Genomic DNA, 13,684 nt, shown 5'->3' with positions numbered 1-13,684 from the left:
CAACACCTCGCCGAGGCGGGTCACCGTCGTCTCGAAGTGACAGCGGGCGGGGGCCGGTCCCCGGCCCGGCCCCCTCTTTCCCCGCCGCGTTCCGGCCGTCCGCCGGAACGCGGCTCTGCGATCCGCACTGTTCGCGTCTCGTTCACCCGTGGGACCGACGCCCGACAGTCCGATATGGAGTAAATAGTCCGTGTTCACCCGAACCCGAACGGGTATCTTCCCGCGTCGCGCCCTCGCGATGCTGCTGCTGTCGGCGACGCTGATCTCCGGCGCCGCGATCGCCCTCGCCCCCGCATCCGCCCGCGCCGACGACACCGAGGCGATCGCCGGCGGTCCCTGCGGCGACGACGGCGGACGCGACGGCCGATCGCGTTTCACCTACGAGGCCACGCCCGGCCAGCAGGTGACCGACTGCTACCGCGTCGAGAACACCGGCTCCACCGCCCAGCGTGTGACGGTCTACGCGACGGACGCGTTCAACACCGAGGGCGGCGACTTCGCGCTCCTCGACGCCAACGCGACGCCCGCCGACGCGGGGGCCTGGATCGTCTTCGCCGACGGCACCACCCGGATGCAGTTCGACCTCGCGCCCGGTGAGGACCGTGCGCTCGGCTTCACGCTGACCGTGCCCGACAACGCCGGCCCCGGCGATCACGCCGGCGGACTCCTCGTCTCGGCGCAGACGCCCTCGGCGCAGATCCTCGTCGATCGTCGCGTCGGAACGCGGCTGTACGTGCGCGTCCCGGGCGACCTGCAGTCTCTGCTGAACATCACCGGGATGGCGGCCGGCTACACCCCGAGCCTCAACCCGCTCGAGGGCACGACGTCGGTCTCGCTCACGATCACGAACCAGGGCAACATCGCGCTGGCGCCGACCCTGGTGCTCGGGGTGAAGAGCTTCTTCGGCACCGATCTGGTGGAGCGCCGGCTCGAGAACCTCGACGAGCTCCTCCCCGGCGCATCCCGCACGGTGACCTACGACCTCGGACCCGTCGGCCAGTACGTGTACGTCGTCCCGTCGGCGTCGCTGTACTCGCGCGGCGACCAGAGCGGGCTGGCCGGCCAGGCCCCGCCGGCACCGCAGGTGGACCGCGAGGCCGGCGTATGGGCCATGCCCTGGGTGCTGGTGGGACTGATCGTCCTCGTCGTGCTGCTCGTCGTCTACCGGCGCTGGCGCCGGCGTCGTGACGACCGTCGCGCCGCCGAGTGGATGGCGTTCACGCAGGCCGAAGCGGCACGTCAGGCCGCCGAGAGCGACGCGCAGCCGGCCGGCGTCGGGGGAGGCGTGCGATGAGGGCCCGCCTTCTGCGCGTGGGCGCGCTCGCCGCGGCATCCGCAGCCCTCGCCACCCTCGTCCTCTCGCTCGCGCTGACGCCCGCCCTGGCGGCGGACGACGAGACCGGCGGGATCGGCATCTCCGTGCCGGTGCTCGGGCCCCCGGCCCCGCACGCCCCCTCGGCCGTCCGTCCGGCGGACGTCGCGACGACCGCCCCGGTGGCGACCGACACCCCCGCGCCGGAGCTCGCCGCATCCGATGTCCTCATCGCCGGCGGCCTCTATCTGAGCGACGTGACCGGCGCCTCGAGCCCGACACTCGACCCCTTTCAGGGGAAGACCGAGCTGTGGGTGACCCTGCGGAATCTGTCGGAGGAGAGCATCGACGCGTCGGCACTGTTCAGCATGTCGACCGTCGCCGGATCCCACATCGACGACCGCAAGGTCGCCGTGGTCGCGCTCAAGCCCGGCGAGTCCCGCGTCGTCGGTGCGACGCTCGAGGGGAGCGGGCAGTGGCCTCTCGTGGTCGGGCGCGTCACCATCGAACCGCCCGCCACGATCGACGGCCAGCAGACGGCGCCCGTGCACCGTGCCGCCGTCGTGTGGGTGTTCCCGTGGCTCGTGACGATCGGCGTCCTGCTCGTCGCGCTCGCGCTCGTGCTGCTGCACCTCAGCTCGCGCGTGTTCGCGGCCCCGCCCGTCCCCGCCCCGAGCGCCGCATGACCGTCATCATCCCGTCTCCTGCGGCCCCCGCGTCCCCTGCACCCTCCGCGCGCCGTGCCCGACCGCCTCGCCCGCCGCGGCGCCCGCCGAGCGCACCGCTCGCCCCGCTGACGCTGCGGCAGGCGGTGATCCGCGGCGTGCTGCTGATGGTCGCGGCCCTCGTCGCCACCTTCCTGCTGTCGATCCTGCTCTTCGGCAACCTGTCGTACCACGCGACCCAGCAGCAGCTCGAGGACAGATTCCGCATGCAGCTCGCCGAGGGCACCGCGCCGGTCAGTGAGGGGGACGCCGACGACGTCCTGCTCGCGGACGGCGACCCGGTGGCGGTGATCGACATCCCCGCGATCGGTCTGTACGACATCGTCGTGGAGGGCACGTCCGGAAGCACCCTGATGAACGGACCCGGGCACCGTCGCGACACCGTGCTGCCCGGGCAGGCGGGCGTCAGCGTCGTCATGGGACGCTCCCTGGCCTACGGCGGCCCGTTCGGCGGGCTGTCCCGCATCCAGCCCGGTGAGCGGTTCACCGTGACGACCGGCCAGGGCGAGCAGATCTTCGAGGTCATGGGCACGCGGTACGCGGGGGACCCCGCGCCCGCCAATCCGCGTCGCGGCGAGAGCCGACTGATCCTGATGACCGCGCGCGGCGGTCCGCTCGCTCCCGTCGGTGTGCAGTACGTCGACGCGACGCTCGTGGGCGACGCCCAGCCGCGCGGTGCGCGCCAGACGACCCCGGCCACCCTGCCGCCGCAGGACGCGGCGCTGGCGTCGGACACGCGTACCGTCTGGGCGCTCATCTTCGGGCTGCAGTTCCTCCTCGTGGCCGAGGTCGGTGCCATCTGGTCGCTGCGGCGCTTCGGCTGGCCCAAGACCTGGCTCGTCTTCGTGCCGCTCCTGCTGCTGGGCGGGCTCATCACCGCGACGCAGGTCGCCGTCCTTCTTCCGAACCTCATCTGAGCGGAGCTCGACCCATGTCCACCACCCCTGAGCAGCCCGTCGCCGACACGGCCGCCGCCCCCCAGGTCGACGAGACCATCACCGAGATGTTCGCGCCGCCCGTCGCCCCGGCAGAACCCGTCACCGAGGTCGTCTTCGCGGCCGCGCCGGCGGATGTGGCCGTGCGGTCGGGCCGGCGCGAACACCGCGCCGCCGGCCCCCGCTTCCTCGGTCGTGCGCTGGGCGGACGCTCCGGAGCGCCGGCCCCCGGTCCTGCCGTTCCTCCCGAGCAGCTGACGTCGGGCGCTCCGGGCGCCGTCGGCGGCGTCGCTCCGGTGCTCGCGTCACCCGCTCCGACAGACGTGTTCGGCGCCGCATCCGGGGCGCTGACCGCTCCCTCGCTCATGGAGGCCCGTCTGATCTCGGCGTGGTTCGGCGACCACCAGGTGCTGCAGGACGTCTCGCTCACCATGCCCGCCGGACAGGTCACCGCCCTGATCGGCCCCTCCGGATGCGGCAAGTCGACGTTCCTGCGCATCCTCAACCGGATGCACGAGCTGGTGCCGTCGGCGAGTCTGGCGGGAGAAGTGCTGCTGGACGGCGCCGACATCTACGAGCCGACGCTGCCGGTCGTCGAAGCGCGCAAGCGCATCGGCATGGTGTTCCAGAAGCCCAACCCGTTCCCGGCGATGTCGATCTACGACAACGTGGTGGCGGGGCTGGCGCTGACGGGCGTCCGCGCCGACCGCGACCGCAAGGACTTCCTCGTCGAGACGTGCCTGACCAAGGCGGGCCTCTGGAACGAGCTGAAGGATCGCCTGCGTTCGCCCGGCGGGGGGCTCTCGGGCGGGCAGCAGCAGCGTCTGTGCATCGCGCGGTCTCTCGCCGTGCGCCCCCGCATCCTGCTCATGGACGAGCCCTGCTCGGCGCTCGACCCCACCTCGACGCGTGTGATCGAGGAGACGATGCTCGAGCTGGCGCACGAGGTGACGATCGTCATCGTCACGCACAACATGCAGCAGGCGCAGCGCGTCTCGCAGCAGTGCGCCTTCTTCCTCGCCTCGCAGGGCCAGCCCGGTCACATCGTCGAGCACGGCGACACCGACGCGATGTTCGGCGAGCCGATCGACCCGCGGACCTTCGACTACGTCAACGGCCGGTTCGGGTAGGCATCCGGCGCGGGATCGGCCGCGAGCCGGTCGAACTCGGCGAGCACGCGCGGGTGGGCGAGGATACGGAAGTGCCCTCCCGTCGGGAGGCGGACGTTGCGTGCCCCCGCCAGCTCCGAGCCCTCGGGGATGTGCGGGTCGAACGCGGCGTAGACCGAGACGATGCGCGCGTTGACGGCGGTGATGCCGGCGAGCGATCGCAGGACGGGATCGCTCGCGGCGAACGCGCGGAGCGCCCGGGTGGGCATGAGCCGGCTGTAGCGCGACCCCCCGAACGGGGTGGCGACGGCGAGGAGCGCGCGCACGCGCTCGCCGGTGCCCGTCTCGCTCAGGAGGTGCTTGCCGACGAGGCCGCCCTTGCTGTGCGCCACGAGGACGACGTCGCGGAGGTCGCGCTCCTGCAGCACCCGAGCCACGTGCGCCGCTGCCCGGGGGACGGGCCACCGGTTGCGCCCGAGCGCGGTGACCACGTGGACGGGGTGGCCGCGGGCGTGGAGCGCCTGCGCGAGCGGGCGGAGGAAGCGCCAGTCCTCGTAGATGCCCGGCAGCATGACCACCGGGCGTCCCGACCCCGTGGCGTAGGCGTCGGCGGGCGTCCGGTCGAGTGCGGCGCCGATCTGCGTCCGCAGGGCGTAGGCGTAGTCGCGCACCCACCAGACGCCCCGCTCCCACAGCCCCCGGACCAGCGCGCGCAGGGGCGGGCGCGCGGGGGTGGAGGACATCACCGCACGCTAGCGGTCGCCGCCCCGTGGAGCGGGCGGGGTTGCGGGCTGATCCGGAGATGTGCCACCGCATCGGCGATACTGGGGGCGTGCGTCGTACCCGGCTGTCCCGCGTCCTGCGCGGTGCGCTCGCGGCATCCGTGGCGACGTTCGTCGCTCTCCTCTCGCACGTGAGCGCCGGCGGCGAGATGCCCGGCGCGCTCGGACTCGCCGTGCCGTGGACGCTGTCGGTCGCCGTGTGCGTGCTGCTGGCCGGGCGCACCCTGTCGCTTCCCCGCCTGCTGGTGGGCACCGGCGTCAGCCAAGCGCTGTTCCACGCCCTGTTCGTGCTGGGGGCGGCTCCGGTCGCATCGACGGCGATACCCGGCGCGCACGACCACCACATGCCGGGCCTGTCGATCGTGGATGCGGCGGGCTCCGGCGCCGCGATCCCCGCCGCGGTCGGCCCGGACGCCCTCATGTGGGCGGGTCACGCGCTCGCCGCCCTCGTCACGGCCGTCGCGCTCCATCGCGGCGAGCGGGCGGTGCAGCGACTCGGCGCCGTCGTCCTGCTGTGTCTTCGCGCCCTCCGCACCCGGGTGCTCGCCGCCCTCGTCCTGCCCCACGCCGCCCCGGCGGGCACCGCATCCGTGCCTGCCCGCGACGAGCGCCCCGCGATGGAGCGCGTCGTCGGACGCGCGCTGCGTCGCCGCGGACCCCCGGTGGCCGCCGCGTCCTGACCCCGCCCCGGCGGCGCCGCGGACGCGCGCACGGGACGCCCGTCGTCCCGCTCCGGTGACTCCCGCCTCCAGGCGCGGGACGCACCGCCATCCCCGTTCGCCGACGCCGCGACACCGCGGCGCGTCCGGCGCGTGGCTCCGTCACGCCCGGGATCATCCGACAGGCTCGTCATGACCGCATCCACCACGTCCACCTCCGACGCCTCGCCCGCCGCGGCGCCTCCGACCCCCCGCCCCCGCGGCGACTGGTTCCCGCAGCTGCTGCGGCGGCTGCACTTCTTCGCCGGCATCCTCGTCGGCCCGTTCATCCTCGTCGCCGCCGTGAGCGGAGCGCTCTACGCGCTCACCCCCGCGATCGAGCAGGTCGTGTACGCGCACGAGCTGCAAGCGCCGCCGACCGAGACGCGCCTGACCCTGGCGGAGCAGATCCGCATCGCCCAGCAGCACGTCGACGGCGACGCGACCCTCTCGGCCGTCCGCCCCGCCCCGGAACCCGGCGACACGACACGCATCATGTTCGCCGCCGACGGCCTGGGCGCCAGCGAGTCCCGCGCCGTGTTCGTCGACCCGGGGACGGGCGAGATCCGCGGAGACCTGGTCGCGTACGGCACGAGCGGCGCGCTGCCGGTGCGCACCTGGATCTCGACCCTGCACCGCACCCTGCACCTGGGGGAGTTCGGCCGGTTCTACAGCGAGCTCGCCGCATCGTGGCTCGGCATCGTCGCGGTCGCCGGGCTGGTGCTGTGGGCGGTCCGCATCCGCAAGACGCGCGCCAAGCGCGACCTCGTCCGCCCCGCGCGGGGCGTGCGCGGCTACCGCCGGGTCTTCTCGTGGCATGCGTCGGTCGGTGTCTGGATGGTGCTGGGAGCGGTGTTCCTCTCCGCCACGGGCATCACCTGGTCGGCGTACGCGGGCCAGAACGTCGCGGACCTGCGCGCGGCCCTCGGCAGCGCGACGCCGACGATCACCACGACGCTCGGTGAGGCGGGCGAGGCCGACGACGAGCACGCGGGTCACCACGGCGCCGTCGGCGCACCGACCGGCGCCGCCAACCCGGCCACGTTCGATGCGGTCCTCGCGATCGCCCAGCGCGTGAACATCGACACCGGGCTGATCGAGATCTCTCCGCCCGCCGAGGCGGGTCGCGCGTGGACGGTGCGCGAGATCCAGACGTCGTTCCCCACCCAGGTCGACGCCGTGGCGATCGACGGCAACACCATGCAGGTCGTCGACCGCATCGACTTCGCCGACTTCCCGCTGCTCGCCAAGCTGTCGCGATGGGGGATCGATCTGCACATGGGGTCGCTGTTCGGCCTGGCCAACCAGCTCGTGCTCTTCGTGCTGGCGGCCGCGATCGCCGCGATGGTCGTGCTCGGCTACCTGATGTGGTGGAAGCGGCGGCCCGGGCGCGGGACGGCGCGGATGGGGGCGGCGCCGCGGCGCGGAGCGCTCCGCGAGGCGCCGTGGTGGGGGCTCGCGGCGGTCGGGATCGGCGCGGTCGTGCTCGGGATCTGGCTGCCCTTCGTCGGGTGGACGCTCCTCGGCTTCCTGCTGCTGGACACCGTCATCGGCTGGCGGCAGCGACGTCGGGGTGCGAGCGGCTGAGCGCCGTCGCGGTCTTACCCGGCTTTCTGCCAGGCCCGGGACGCAGGCGGTCGACAGGATGGGAACATGACCGCGCACCCCTTTGCGTCCCGGCCCTGGCTGTCTTCCTATGCCGAGGGCGTGCCGCACGAGATCGACGAGCCGACGCAGACCCTCACCGAGATGATGGAGGCGTCCGTCGCCGCCCATCGGGCGCGCCCCGCGCTCGAGTTCTTCGGTGCCGTGACGACGTACAAGGAGCTCGGCGAGCAGATCGAGCGCGCCGCCGAGGGGCTCCGACGGCTGGGCGTGAACGCCGGCGACCGCGTGGCGATCGTGCTGCCCAACTGCCCCCAGCACGTCGTCGCGTTCTACGCCGCGCTCCGCCTCGGCGCGGTCGTCGTCGAGCACAATCCCATCTACACGGCGCGTGAACTGCGCCACCAGTTCGAGGACCACGGTGCGCGGTTCGCGATCGTGTGGGACAAGATCGTCGACACCGTGGCGGACTTCCCCTCGGACCTCCGTCTCACCGCCGTGGTGTCGGTGGACATCACCCGCGCGCTGCCGCTCGGCAAGCGTCTGGCGCTGCGCCTCCCCGTCGCCAAGGCCCGCACGGCGCGGGCGCAGCTGACGACACGCCCGGCATCGCGCGACCGCACGAGCTGGAGCGATCTGGTCGATCACCGCCGGTTGTCGCACCGCATCCCGCGTCCGACGCTCGACGACGTCGCGCTGCTGCAGTACACGAGCGGCACGACGGGAAGCCCGAAGGGCGCGATCCTCACCCACCGCAACCTCCGCGCCAACGCCATGCAGGGGCAGGCGTGGGTGCCGGGCCTGGTCGAGGGGCAGGAGACCTTCTACGGCGTGCTGCCGCTCTTCCACGCCTACGGGATGACGCTCTGCCTGACCTTCGCGATGAGCATCGGCGCGAAGCTCGTGCTCTTCCCCAAGTTCGACCTCGACCTCGTGACCGCCGCGGCCCGGAACAGCCCGCCGACGTTCCTGCCGGGCGTACCGCCGATCTACGACCAGCTCGCGCGCGCCGCCTCCCGCGGCACGATCGACCTCACCAGCGTCCGCTTCGCGATCTCGGGGGCCATGAGCCTCCCCATCCCGACCGTGACCCGCTGGGAGGAGGCGACCGGCGGACTCCTCGTCGAGGGGTACGGCATGACCGAGACCTCGCCCGTGGCGCTGGGCAATCCCATCGGCCCGTCGCGGCGTCCCGGCACAGTGGGCGTGCCCTTCCCGAGCACCGAGATCCGCGTCGTCGATCCTGACGAGCCGAGCGTCGACCGCGAGCTGGGGGAGACGGGCGAGCTCCTCATCCGCGGCCCGCAGGTGTTCCAGGGCTACTGGCGTCGGCCGGACGACACCGCGGCCGCCCTGCTGCCCGGCGGTTGGCTGCGCACCGGCGACATCGCCTCGGTCTCGCCCGACGGCTTCGTCACGATCGTCGACCGGCTGAAGGAGCTCATCATCACGGGCGGCTTCAACGTCTCGCCGACCGAGGTCGAAGAGGCGCTGCTGAACCACCCGGATGTGGTGGCCGCGGCGGTCGTCGCGTTGCCGCGCTCGAGCGGCGGCGAGGACGTCGGTGCCGCCGTCGTGCTGCGCGACGGGGCGAACACGGACGTCGGCGCCATCCGCGACTTCTGCCGCACGCACCTGGCCGCCTACAAGGTGCCCAAGCGCATCGTCGTCACCGACGACCTGCCGCGGTCGCTCGTGGGCAAGGTGCTGCGCCGCGAGGTGCGCGACACGATCCTCCTGCCCCGCGCCGCCGCATCCCACCCCGACTGACCCCCGCCCCGGCCCCGGCCCCCGCACCGGCCCCGCCCGCCCCGCGCCGCCCCGCGCGGCTCCGCGCCCGCGCGTGTCCGCGCGTGCGGGGTCACCGGGCGCGGGGTCGCAAGGCGCGGGACGGGTTCGGCAGGGCGCGGGACGGCGGCGTCTGCGCGGGTCTTGTTCACTCGTCGCAAATGCGGCTTCGCGCCACGTTCACACCCCGCTTTTGCGACGAGTGAACAGGGGGCGCTGCGGGCACGGATGAGTCGGTGCGCGTCGCGCCCGACTCCCGCGCCCTGCCCCGTGCGGCACCGCGCCGCGGCGTGGCGCCGGCGCGGCTTCGGTTCACTTGTCGCAAAAGCGGAGTCGCGCCGCCGAGTACCCGTCTATCGCGACGAGTGAACACGTATGGCGCGGGGGGGGATGCGGGTTGGGCCGCCGGCCGGCGCGGGGCGGGCACGCCCGGGGTGTTCCGTATGCGCCCCGTCGTCCCCACCCCCTGTCTATTCGTCGCAAAAGCGGCGTCGCGTCCTGCTTGCACCCCGCTTTTGCGACGAGTGAACAGGGGTGCTGATGTGCGTGTGCCGTGGTAATGCGGGAGCGCGCGTCGTGCCGCTTCCGCCTAAAGCATCCCCGCTCGTTCGTCGCGAAAGCCGGGTGACGCTGAGGTGCACCCTGCTTTCGTGGCGAGTGAGCAGATGGGTGGCGCCCATCTCTGTGCAATGCCGACGGAGCCCCGCCTCGCATCGCCCATGCTCGTTCGTCGCGAAAGCGGGGTTGCGGGGCGGTGCATGCCGCTTTCGCGACGAATGAACTCGGGTGGATGCCGACGGCCCCTGTGCACCGGTGCTCGCCGCCGGTAGCGTGACGGGCACGAGGGTCGCCGGTCGGGGGCCGAAAGGCGCCGATCGCACCGAGGGAGAGGACGGCCATGGCCGAGTTCACGCGAGGTTTCGGAGGACGGCGACGGGAGACCGACGTGCGGTTGCCACCGGGACAGTTCCTGACGACCGACTTCCCGGTGCTGTCGGCGGGGCCCACCCCTCGGATCTCGACGGACGACTGGAGCTTCTCCATCCGCACCGAGAAGGGCGCCGCGCGCTCGTGGACCTGGGACGAGTTCCGCGCGCTTCCCGCCGAGGCGGTGCACACCGACATCCACTGCGTCACGCGATGGACGAAGCTCGACACCGAGTGGCGCGGGGTATCGCTCGACGTCCTCTTCGCCGACGTCGACACGGCCTATGGCTACGTCATGGCGCACTCCTACGGCGGCTACACGACGAACCTGCCGCTCGCCGACCTGCTGGGCGGCAAGGCCTGGGTCGCGTTCGAGTTCGACGGGCAGCCGCTGGACCCCGAGCACGGGGGACCGGCGCGGCTCTTCGTGCCGCACCTCTACTTCTGGAAGAGCGCCAAATGGGTGCGGGGGCTGTCGATGCAGCAGCACGACGACCCCGGGTTCTGGGAGCAGAACGGGTACCACACCCACGGCGACCCGTGGACCGAGGAACGCTACTGGTGAGGACCTCCGACTGGCTGCCCGCGCGGGTCGCCGCCGTGGTGCCCACCACGGCGCACGCACGGATCCTGACCGTGCACGTGCCGGGGTGGCCCGGCAACCTGCCCGGCCAGCACCTCGACATCCGTCTGACGGCCCCCGACGGCTACCAGGCGGAGCGCTCGTACTCGATCGCCTCGTCGGGACCGGGGGAGGACGTGGAGCTCGCGGTCGACGAGATCCCCGACGGCGAGGTGTCGCCGTACCTCGTGCGCATCGCCGAGCCGGGCGACGCGGTCGAGGTCAAGGGCCCGCTCGGTGCGTACTTCGTGTGGGATGCGGGGGATCCGTCGCCGGTGCAGCTGGTCGCCGGCGGGTCGGGCATCGTGCCCCTGCTGGCCATGGCCCGTGCGCGGGCGGATGTCGTCGGGGCAGCGCCCTTCCGGCTGCTGTACTCGGTGCGCACCCCCGTCGACGCGCTTTACCGCGACGAGATCGAGCGATTGCGTGCCACCGGGCTCGATGTCACCTGGGCGTACACCCGCCAGGCGCCGACGGGGTGGCCCGGGCATGTCGGACGCCTCACCGCCGAGGCGGTGGCGCGCTCGATCTGGGAACCGCAGGTGCATCCGCTCACCTTCGTGTGCGGCCCGACGGGGTTCGTCGAAGCCGCCGCGGACGCGATCGTCGCCGCCGGGCACGATCCGGTGCGCGTGCGCACCGAACGATTCGGAGGAAGCTGATGGACAGCACACCGCGGAGCCCGATCGACCCGCGCCGCGTCGCGCAGCGGGTCGACGGCAACGCCCTCGCCGGCATGCTCCAGGTCTTCGCGGGCGTCGATCCCGGAACCCTCGTGGTCGAATGCGGGCACTGCGGAGCGAGCGCGCCGCTGGCCGAATGGTCGGTCGAGCGCGACGCGCAGGGGGCCATCGTGCGGTGCCGCGCGTGCACCCGCACGCTCTGCACGTTCCTGGTGGAGGGCGGCCGCGTCATCCTGCGGACGGCCGCCGGGGCCGTCTCGGTGGACGGCGACTGATCGGCAGCGCCCGCGCGGGGACCGGTGTCAGCTCTGCCAGCCGTGCGCGTTGAACCACGCGCCGCGCCGAGCGGCGTCGGCCTCATCGGCCGCACCGCGGAAGGCGTCGTGGGCGCGCAGGCGCCCGTCGTCCCGCGCGACGAAACCGCCGCAGGCGGGGCAGAGACCGGCGCCGAACGGGAACCCGTCGGCCAGGGGCGGCGCGGCCGCCACGGCCGTCCCGCCGCCCGCGCACGCGGGTGCGTCGGCATCGTGTTCCGACCACATGCGGCTCGTGCCGACACGATTGTGGAGGCCCGCGTGACCGCGCGGACGCGTGCAGAGCGCGCCCCGCGAGCGGCTGCGGCACCAGGCGGAGGTGGGGAACGACGAAGAGCCGGTCACGGGCGGCCCCGCATCCGGCGCGACAGTCGTACGATGGACGACATGTCTTCGACCTCTCCGCTCATCCCGCTGTCGTCGGTGCGCCCCGAAGGGGCGGAACCGCTTCCCGTGATCGACGCCGACGCAGCCGGGTGCTGCGGCGGCGGTTCCTGCAGCGTCGACTGATCGGCCCGGGCGCTGACGCCCGAGCCGATCATGGGCTCAATGGCCCATCGGAACCTCGCCGACCGCGTCGGCGGGCTTGCGGATGAGGATGGCGCCGACGATCGTCGGGATCGCCACGATCGCCGCGAACAGGAACGCCTGACGCGCTCCCGCCGCCCACGCGGCCTGCTCGCCGGCGGCGGCGTTGGCCTCGAACCCGGCGTTCATGATCGTGATCATCACGGCGATGCCGGCGGCTCCTGCCACCTGCTGCACGGTGCTGACGATCGCGCTGCCGTGCGAGTAGAAGCGCGGCTCGAGCGATCCGAGCGACGCCGTGAACAGCGGCGTGAACGAGAGGGCCAGCCCGATCGAGAGCAGGGTCTGGGTGACGACGAGCTCCCACACCGGGGTGTTCTCGGTGAGCGTCGTGAACAGCCACAGCAGTGCGACGACCAGGATCGAGCCGGGCAGCAGCAGCACGCGCGTGCCCCAACGGTCGTAGATGCGCCCGATGAGGGGTCCGGCGAGCCCCATCGCCAGCGAGCCGGGCAGGACGACGAGCCCGGTCACGAGCGGGCTCAGGCCCATCGCGTTCTGCGCGAACAGCGGCAGCACCGTGATGGTGCCGAAGAACGCGAGCGAGATCACCGCGAAGTGGCCGACCGACAGCGAGAAGTTCGCCGAGCGGAACACGCGCAGATCGAGCAGCGCGTCGTTGCGGCGCTGCAGCCGCAGCTGGCGCCAGATGAACGCGGCCAGGGCGGCGACGCCGACGACGAGGGAGATCACGAAGGTCGCGGTCGACATGCCCGATGCGGCGGCGGCATCCGCCGTCGAGCCGCCGTGCGAGCCGCCTCCGCCGATCTGGCTCAGGCCGAACACGATGCCGCCGAAGCCGAAGGCCGACAGCACGATCGAGAGCACGTCGACGCGGGCGTGGGTCTGCGAGCCGACGTTGCGGATCCAGCGTGCGCCGACGACGAGGGCGACGATGGCGATGGGCAGCACGACGCCGAAGATCCAGCGCCATCCCAGCGTGTCGAGCAGGAAGCCCGACATGGTCGGGCCGATCGCGGGCGCGAGCGCCATGACGATGCTGACGCGTCCCATCATGCGGCCACGGGACTGCGGGGCCACCAGGGTCATGATCGTGGTCATGAGCAGCGGCATCATGATCGCCGTGCCGGAGGCCTGCACGACGCGGGCGACGAGCAGCACCTCGAATCCGGGGGCGAGCACGGCGATGAGCGTTCCGGCGCTGAAGAGCGACATCGCCGTCACGAACACCTGGCGGGTCGTGAGGCGCTGCAGCAGGAAGCCCGTGATGGGGATGACGACGGCCATCGTGAGCATGAACGCGGTGGTGAGCCACTGCGCCAGGACGGCCGTGATGCCGAGATCCGTGATGAGGTGCGGGATCGCGACGCCCATCGTGGTCTCGTTGAGGATCGCGACGAACGCGGCCCCGAGCAGCAGCCAGATGACGCGGGTGTCGGAGCGGGGGACAGCGGCGGCGCCGGTGGAAGTGGGTACGGAACCAGTGCTGAGCGCATTGGCGTGCATCGGCGTCTCCTCGAGAAGCAGGCGGGTTCGGGGATGGCTGCCGGAATCGGCGAACGTCAACCCTAACCGCGACCGGTGACACGGCATTCCCGATCGGGTGAACGCGCGGCTCGTCGTGGTGGTTCCGCG

Annotated in this window: 14 protein-coding genes; 11 read left to right on the top strand and 3 right to left on the bottom strand. The window is 72.8% G+C overall.

Going from position 1 to position 13,684, the window contains the following annotated elements:
* The first annotated feature begins 190 nt into the window (after window positions 1-190).
* The 4 genes from AB0N73_RS14700 (at window position 191) to AB0N73_RS14685 (ending at window position 4,102) form a co-directional block, all read left to right on the top strand.
* A complete protein-coding gene (locus tag AB0N73_RS14700) occupies window positions 191-1,294 on the top strand; it encodes a hypothetical protein (protein WP_363564779.1) in 1,104 nt (367 codons plus the stop codon).
* Window positions 1,291-1,998: a hypothetical protein gene (locus tag AB0N73_RS14695; RefSeq protein WP_363564777.1), complete on the top strand. Its 708-nt coding sequence runs from the start codon at window positions 1,291-1,293 to the stop codon at window positions 1,996-1,998. Before AB0N73_RS14700 ends, AB0N73_RS14695 begins: the two co-directional genes overlap by 4 nt.
* The gene (locus AB0N73_RS14690) at window positions 1,995-2,954 is read left to right on the top strand and encodes a sortase (protein ID WP_363564775.1); all 960 of its coding nucleotides are present in this window, start codon (window positions 1,995-1,997) and stop codon (window positions 2,952-2,954) included. Before AB0N73_RS14695 ends, AB0N73_RS14690 begins: the two co-directional genes overlap by 4 nt.
* A 383-nt stretch (window positions 2,955-3,337) precedes the next feature.
* Complete coding sequence (locus tag AB0N73_RS14685; protein ID WP_363564781.1) at window positions 3,338-4,102, top strand: phosphate ABC transporter ATP-binding protein; 765 nt, start codon at window positions 3,338-3,340, stop codon at window positions 4,100-4,102.
* On the opposite strand, the gene AB0N73_RS14680 is transcribed toward AB0N73_RS14685, so the two are convergent.
* Window positions 4,078-4,824 carry an alpha/beta hydrolase gene (locus tag AB0N73_RS14680; protein ID WP_363564773.1) on the bottom strand — a complete coding sequence of 249 codons (747 nt, stop codon included), beginning with the start codon at window positions 4,822-4,824 and terminating at the stop codon, window positions 4,078-4,080. The two genes, AB0N73_RS14685 and AB0N73_RS14680, sit on opposite strands and share 25 nt — an antisense overlap.
* An 89-nt stretch (window positions 4,825-4,913) precedes the next feature.
* Between AB0N73_RS14680 and AB0N73_RS14675 the strand changes: the two genes are divergently transcribed.
* The 6 genes from AB0N73_RS14675 to AB0N73_RS14650 all read left to right on the top strand — a co-directional run bounded on the left by AB0N73_RS14675 (window position 4,914) and on the right by AB0N73_RS14650 (window position 11,461).
* Window positions 4,914-5,543: a hypothetical protein gene (locus tag AB0N73_RS14675; RefSeq protein ID WP_363564771.1), complete on the top strand. Its 630-nt coding sequence runs from the start codon at window positions 4,914-4,916 to the stop codon at window positions 5,541-5,543.
* Between the two features lie 171 nt (window positions 5,544-5,714).
* Window positions 5,715-7,148: a PepSY domain-containing protein gene (locus AB0N73_RS14670; protein ID WP_363564769.1), complete on the top strand. Its 1,434-nt coding sequence runs from the start codon at window positions 5,715-5,717 to the stop codon at window positions 7,146-7,148.
* A 66-nt stretch (window positions 7,149-7,214) separates the two neighbouring features.
* Window positions 7,215-8,936 carry a long-chain-fatty-acid--CoA ligase gene (locus tag AB0N73_RS14665; RefSeq protein WP_363564767.1) on the top strand — a complete coding sequence of 574 codons (1,722 nt, stop codon included), beginning with the start codon at window positions 7,215-7,217 and terminating at the stop codon, window positions 8,934-8,936.
* Window positions 8,937-9,852: 916 nt separating this feature from the next.
* Complete coding sequence (locus tag AB0N73_RS14660) at window positions 9,853-10,446, top strand: sulfite oxidase-like oxidoreductase (protein ID WP_363564765.1); 594 nt, start codon at window positions 9,853-9,855, stop codon at window positions 10,444-10,446.
* Window positions 10,443-11,165 (top strand): FAD-binding oxidoreductase, encoded by a 723-nt coding sequence (locus AB0N73_RS14655; RefSeq protein ID WP_363564763.1) that lies wholly within the window; start codon window positions 10,443-10,445, stop codon window positions 11,163-11,165. The genes AB0N73_RS14660 and AB0N73_RS14655 overlap by 4 nt, the downstream gene beginning before the upstream one ends.
* Window positions 11,165-11,461 carry a DUF6510 family protein gene (locus AB0N73_RS14650; RefSeq protein WP_363564761.1) on the top strand — a complete coding sequence of 99 codons (297 nt, stop codon included), beginning with the start codon at window positions 11,165-11,167 and terminating at the stop codon, window positions 11,459-11,461. The genes AB0N73_RS14655 and AB0N73_RS14650 overlap by 1 nt, the downstream gene beginning before the upstream one ends.
* A 27-nt stretch (window positions 11,462-11,488) precedes the next feature.
* Here the strand turns inward: AB0N73_RS14650 and AB0N73_RS14645 are convergent, their stop codons facing one another.
* Window positions 11,489-11,728, bottom strand: a complete 240-nt coding sequence (locus AB0N73_RS14645) for a hypothetical protein (RefSeq protein WP_363564759.1) — start codon at window positions 11,726-11,728, stop codon at window positions 11,489-11,491.
* Between the two features lie 159 nt (window positions 11,729-11,887).
* Here AB0N73_RS14645 and AB0N73_RS14640 point away from each other — a divergent pair, with 159 nt between their 5' ends.
* Window positions 11,888-12,010: a hypothetical protein gene (locus AB0N73_RS14640; protein ID WP_363564757.1), complete on the top strand. Its 123-nt coding sequence runs from the start codon at window positions 11,888-11,890 to the stop codon at window positions 12,008-12,010.
* Window positions 12,011-12,046: 36 nt separating this feature from the next.
* Here the strand turns inward: AB0N73_RS14640 and AB0N73_RS14635 are convergent, their stop codons facing one another.
* Window positions 12,047-13,555, bottom strand: coding sequence for an MDR family MFS transporter (locus tag AB0N73_RS14635; RefSeq protein WP_363564755.1), 1,509 nt, complete (start codon window positions 13,553-13,555; stop codon window positions 12,047-12,049).
* Between the last annotated feature and the right edge of the window lie 129 nt (window positions 13,556-13,684).

Source organism: Microbacterium sp. NPDC089189 (assembly GCF_040685095.1).
Lineage (GTDB): Bacteria > Actinomycetota > Actinomycetes > Actinomycetales > Microbacteriaceae > Microbacterium.
This window is presented reverse-complemented; position numbering and strand designations above follow the sequence as displayed.

Bases quoted from the DNA above. Each gene is read 5' to 3' on its own strand.
- AB0N73_RS14645 (WP_363564759.1), bottom strand. From the start codon at position 11,728: ATGTGGTCGGAACACGATGCCGACGCACCCGCGTGCGCGGGCGGCGGG.
- AB0N73_RS14640 (WP_363564757.1), top strand. From the start codon at position 11,888: ATGTCTTCGACCTCTCCGCTCATCCCGCTGTCGTCGGTGCGCCCCGAA.
- AB0N73_RS14650 (WP_363564761.1), top strand. From the start codon at position 11,165: ATGGACAGCACACCGCGGAGCCCGATCGACCCGCGCCGCGTCGCGCAG.
- AB0N73_RS14690 (WP_363564775.1), top strand. From the start codon at position 1,995: ATGACCGTCATCATCCCGTCTCCTGCGGCCCCCGCGTCCCCTGCACCC.
- AB0N73_RS14680 (WP_363564773.1), bottom strand. From the start codon at position 4,824: ATGTCCTCCACCCCCGCGCGCCCGCCCCTGCGCGCGCTGGTCCGGGGG.
- AB0N73_RS14660 (WP_363564765.1), top strand. From the start codon at position 9,853: ATGGCCGAGTTCACGCGAGGTTTCGGAGGACGGCGACGGGAGACCGAC.
- AB0N73_RS14695 (WP_363564777.1), top strand. From the start codon at position 1,291: ATGAGGGCCCGCCTTCTGCGCGTGGGCGCGCTCGCCGCGGCATCCGCA.
- AB0N73_RS14685 (WP_363564781.1), top strand. From the start codon at position 3,338: ATGGAGGCCCGTCTGATCTCGGCGTGGTTCGGCGACCACCAGGTGCTG.
- AB0N73_RS14665 (WP_363564767.1), top strand. From the start codon at position 7,215: ATGACCGCGCACCCCTTTGCGTCCCGGCCCTGGCTGTCTTCCTATGCC.
- AB0N73_RS14635 (WP_363564755.1), bottom strand. From the start codon at position 13,555: ATGCACGCCAATGCGCTCAGCACTGGTTCCGTACCCACTTCCACCGGC.
- AB0N73_RS14670 (WP_363564769.1), top strand. From the start codon at position 5,715: ATGACCGCATCCACCACGTCCACCTCCGACGCCTCGCCCGCCGCGGCG.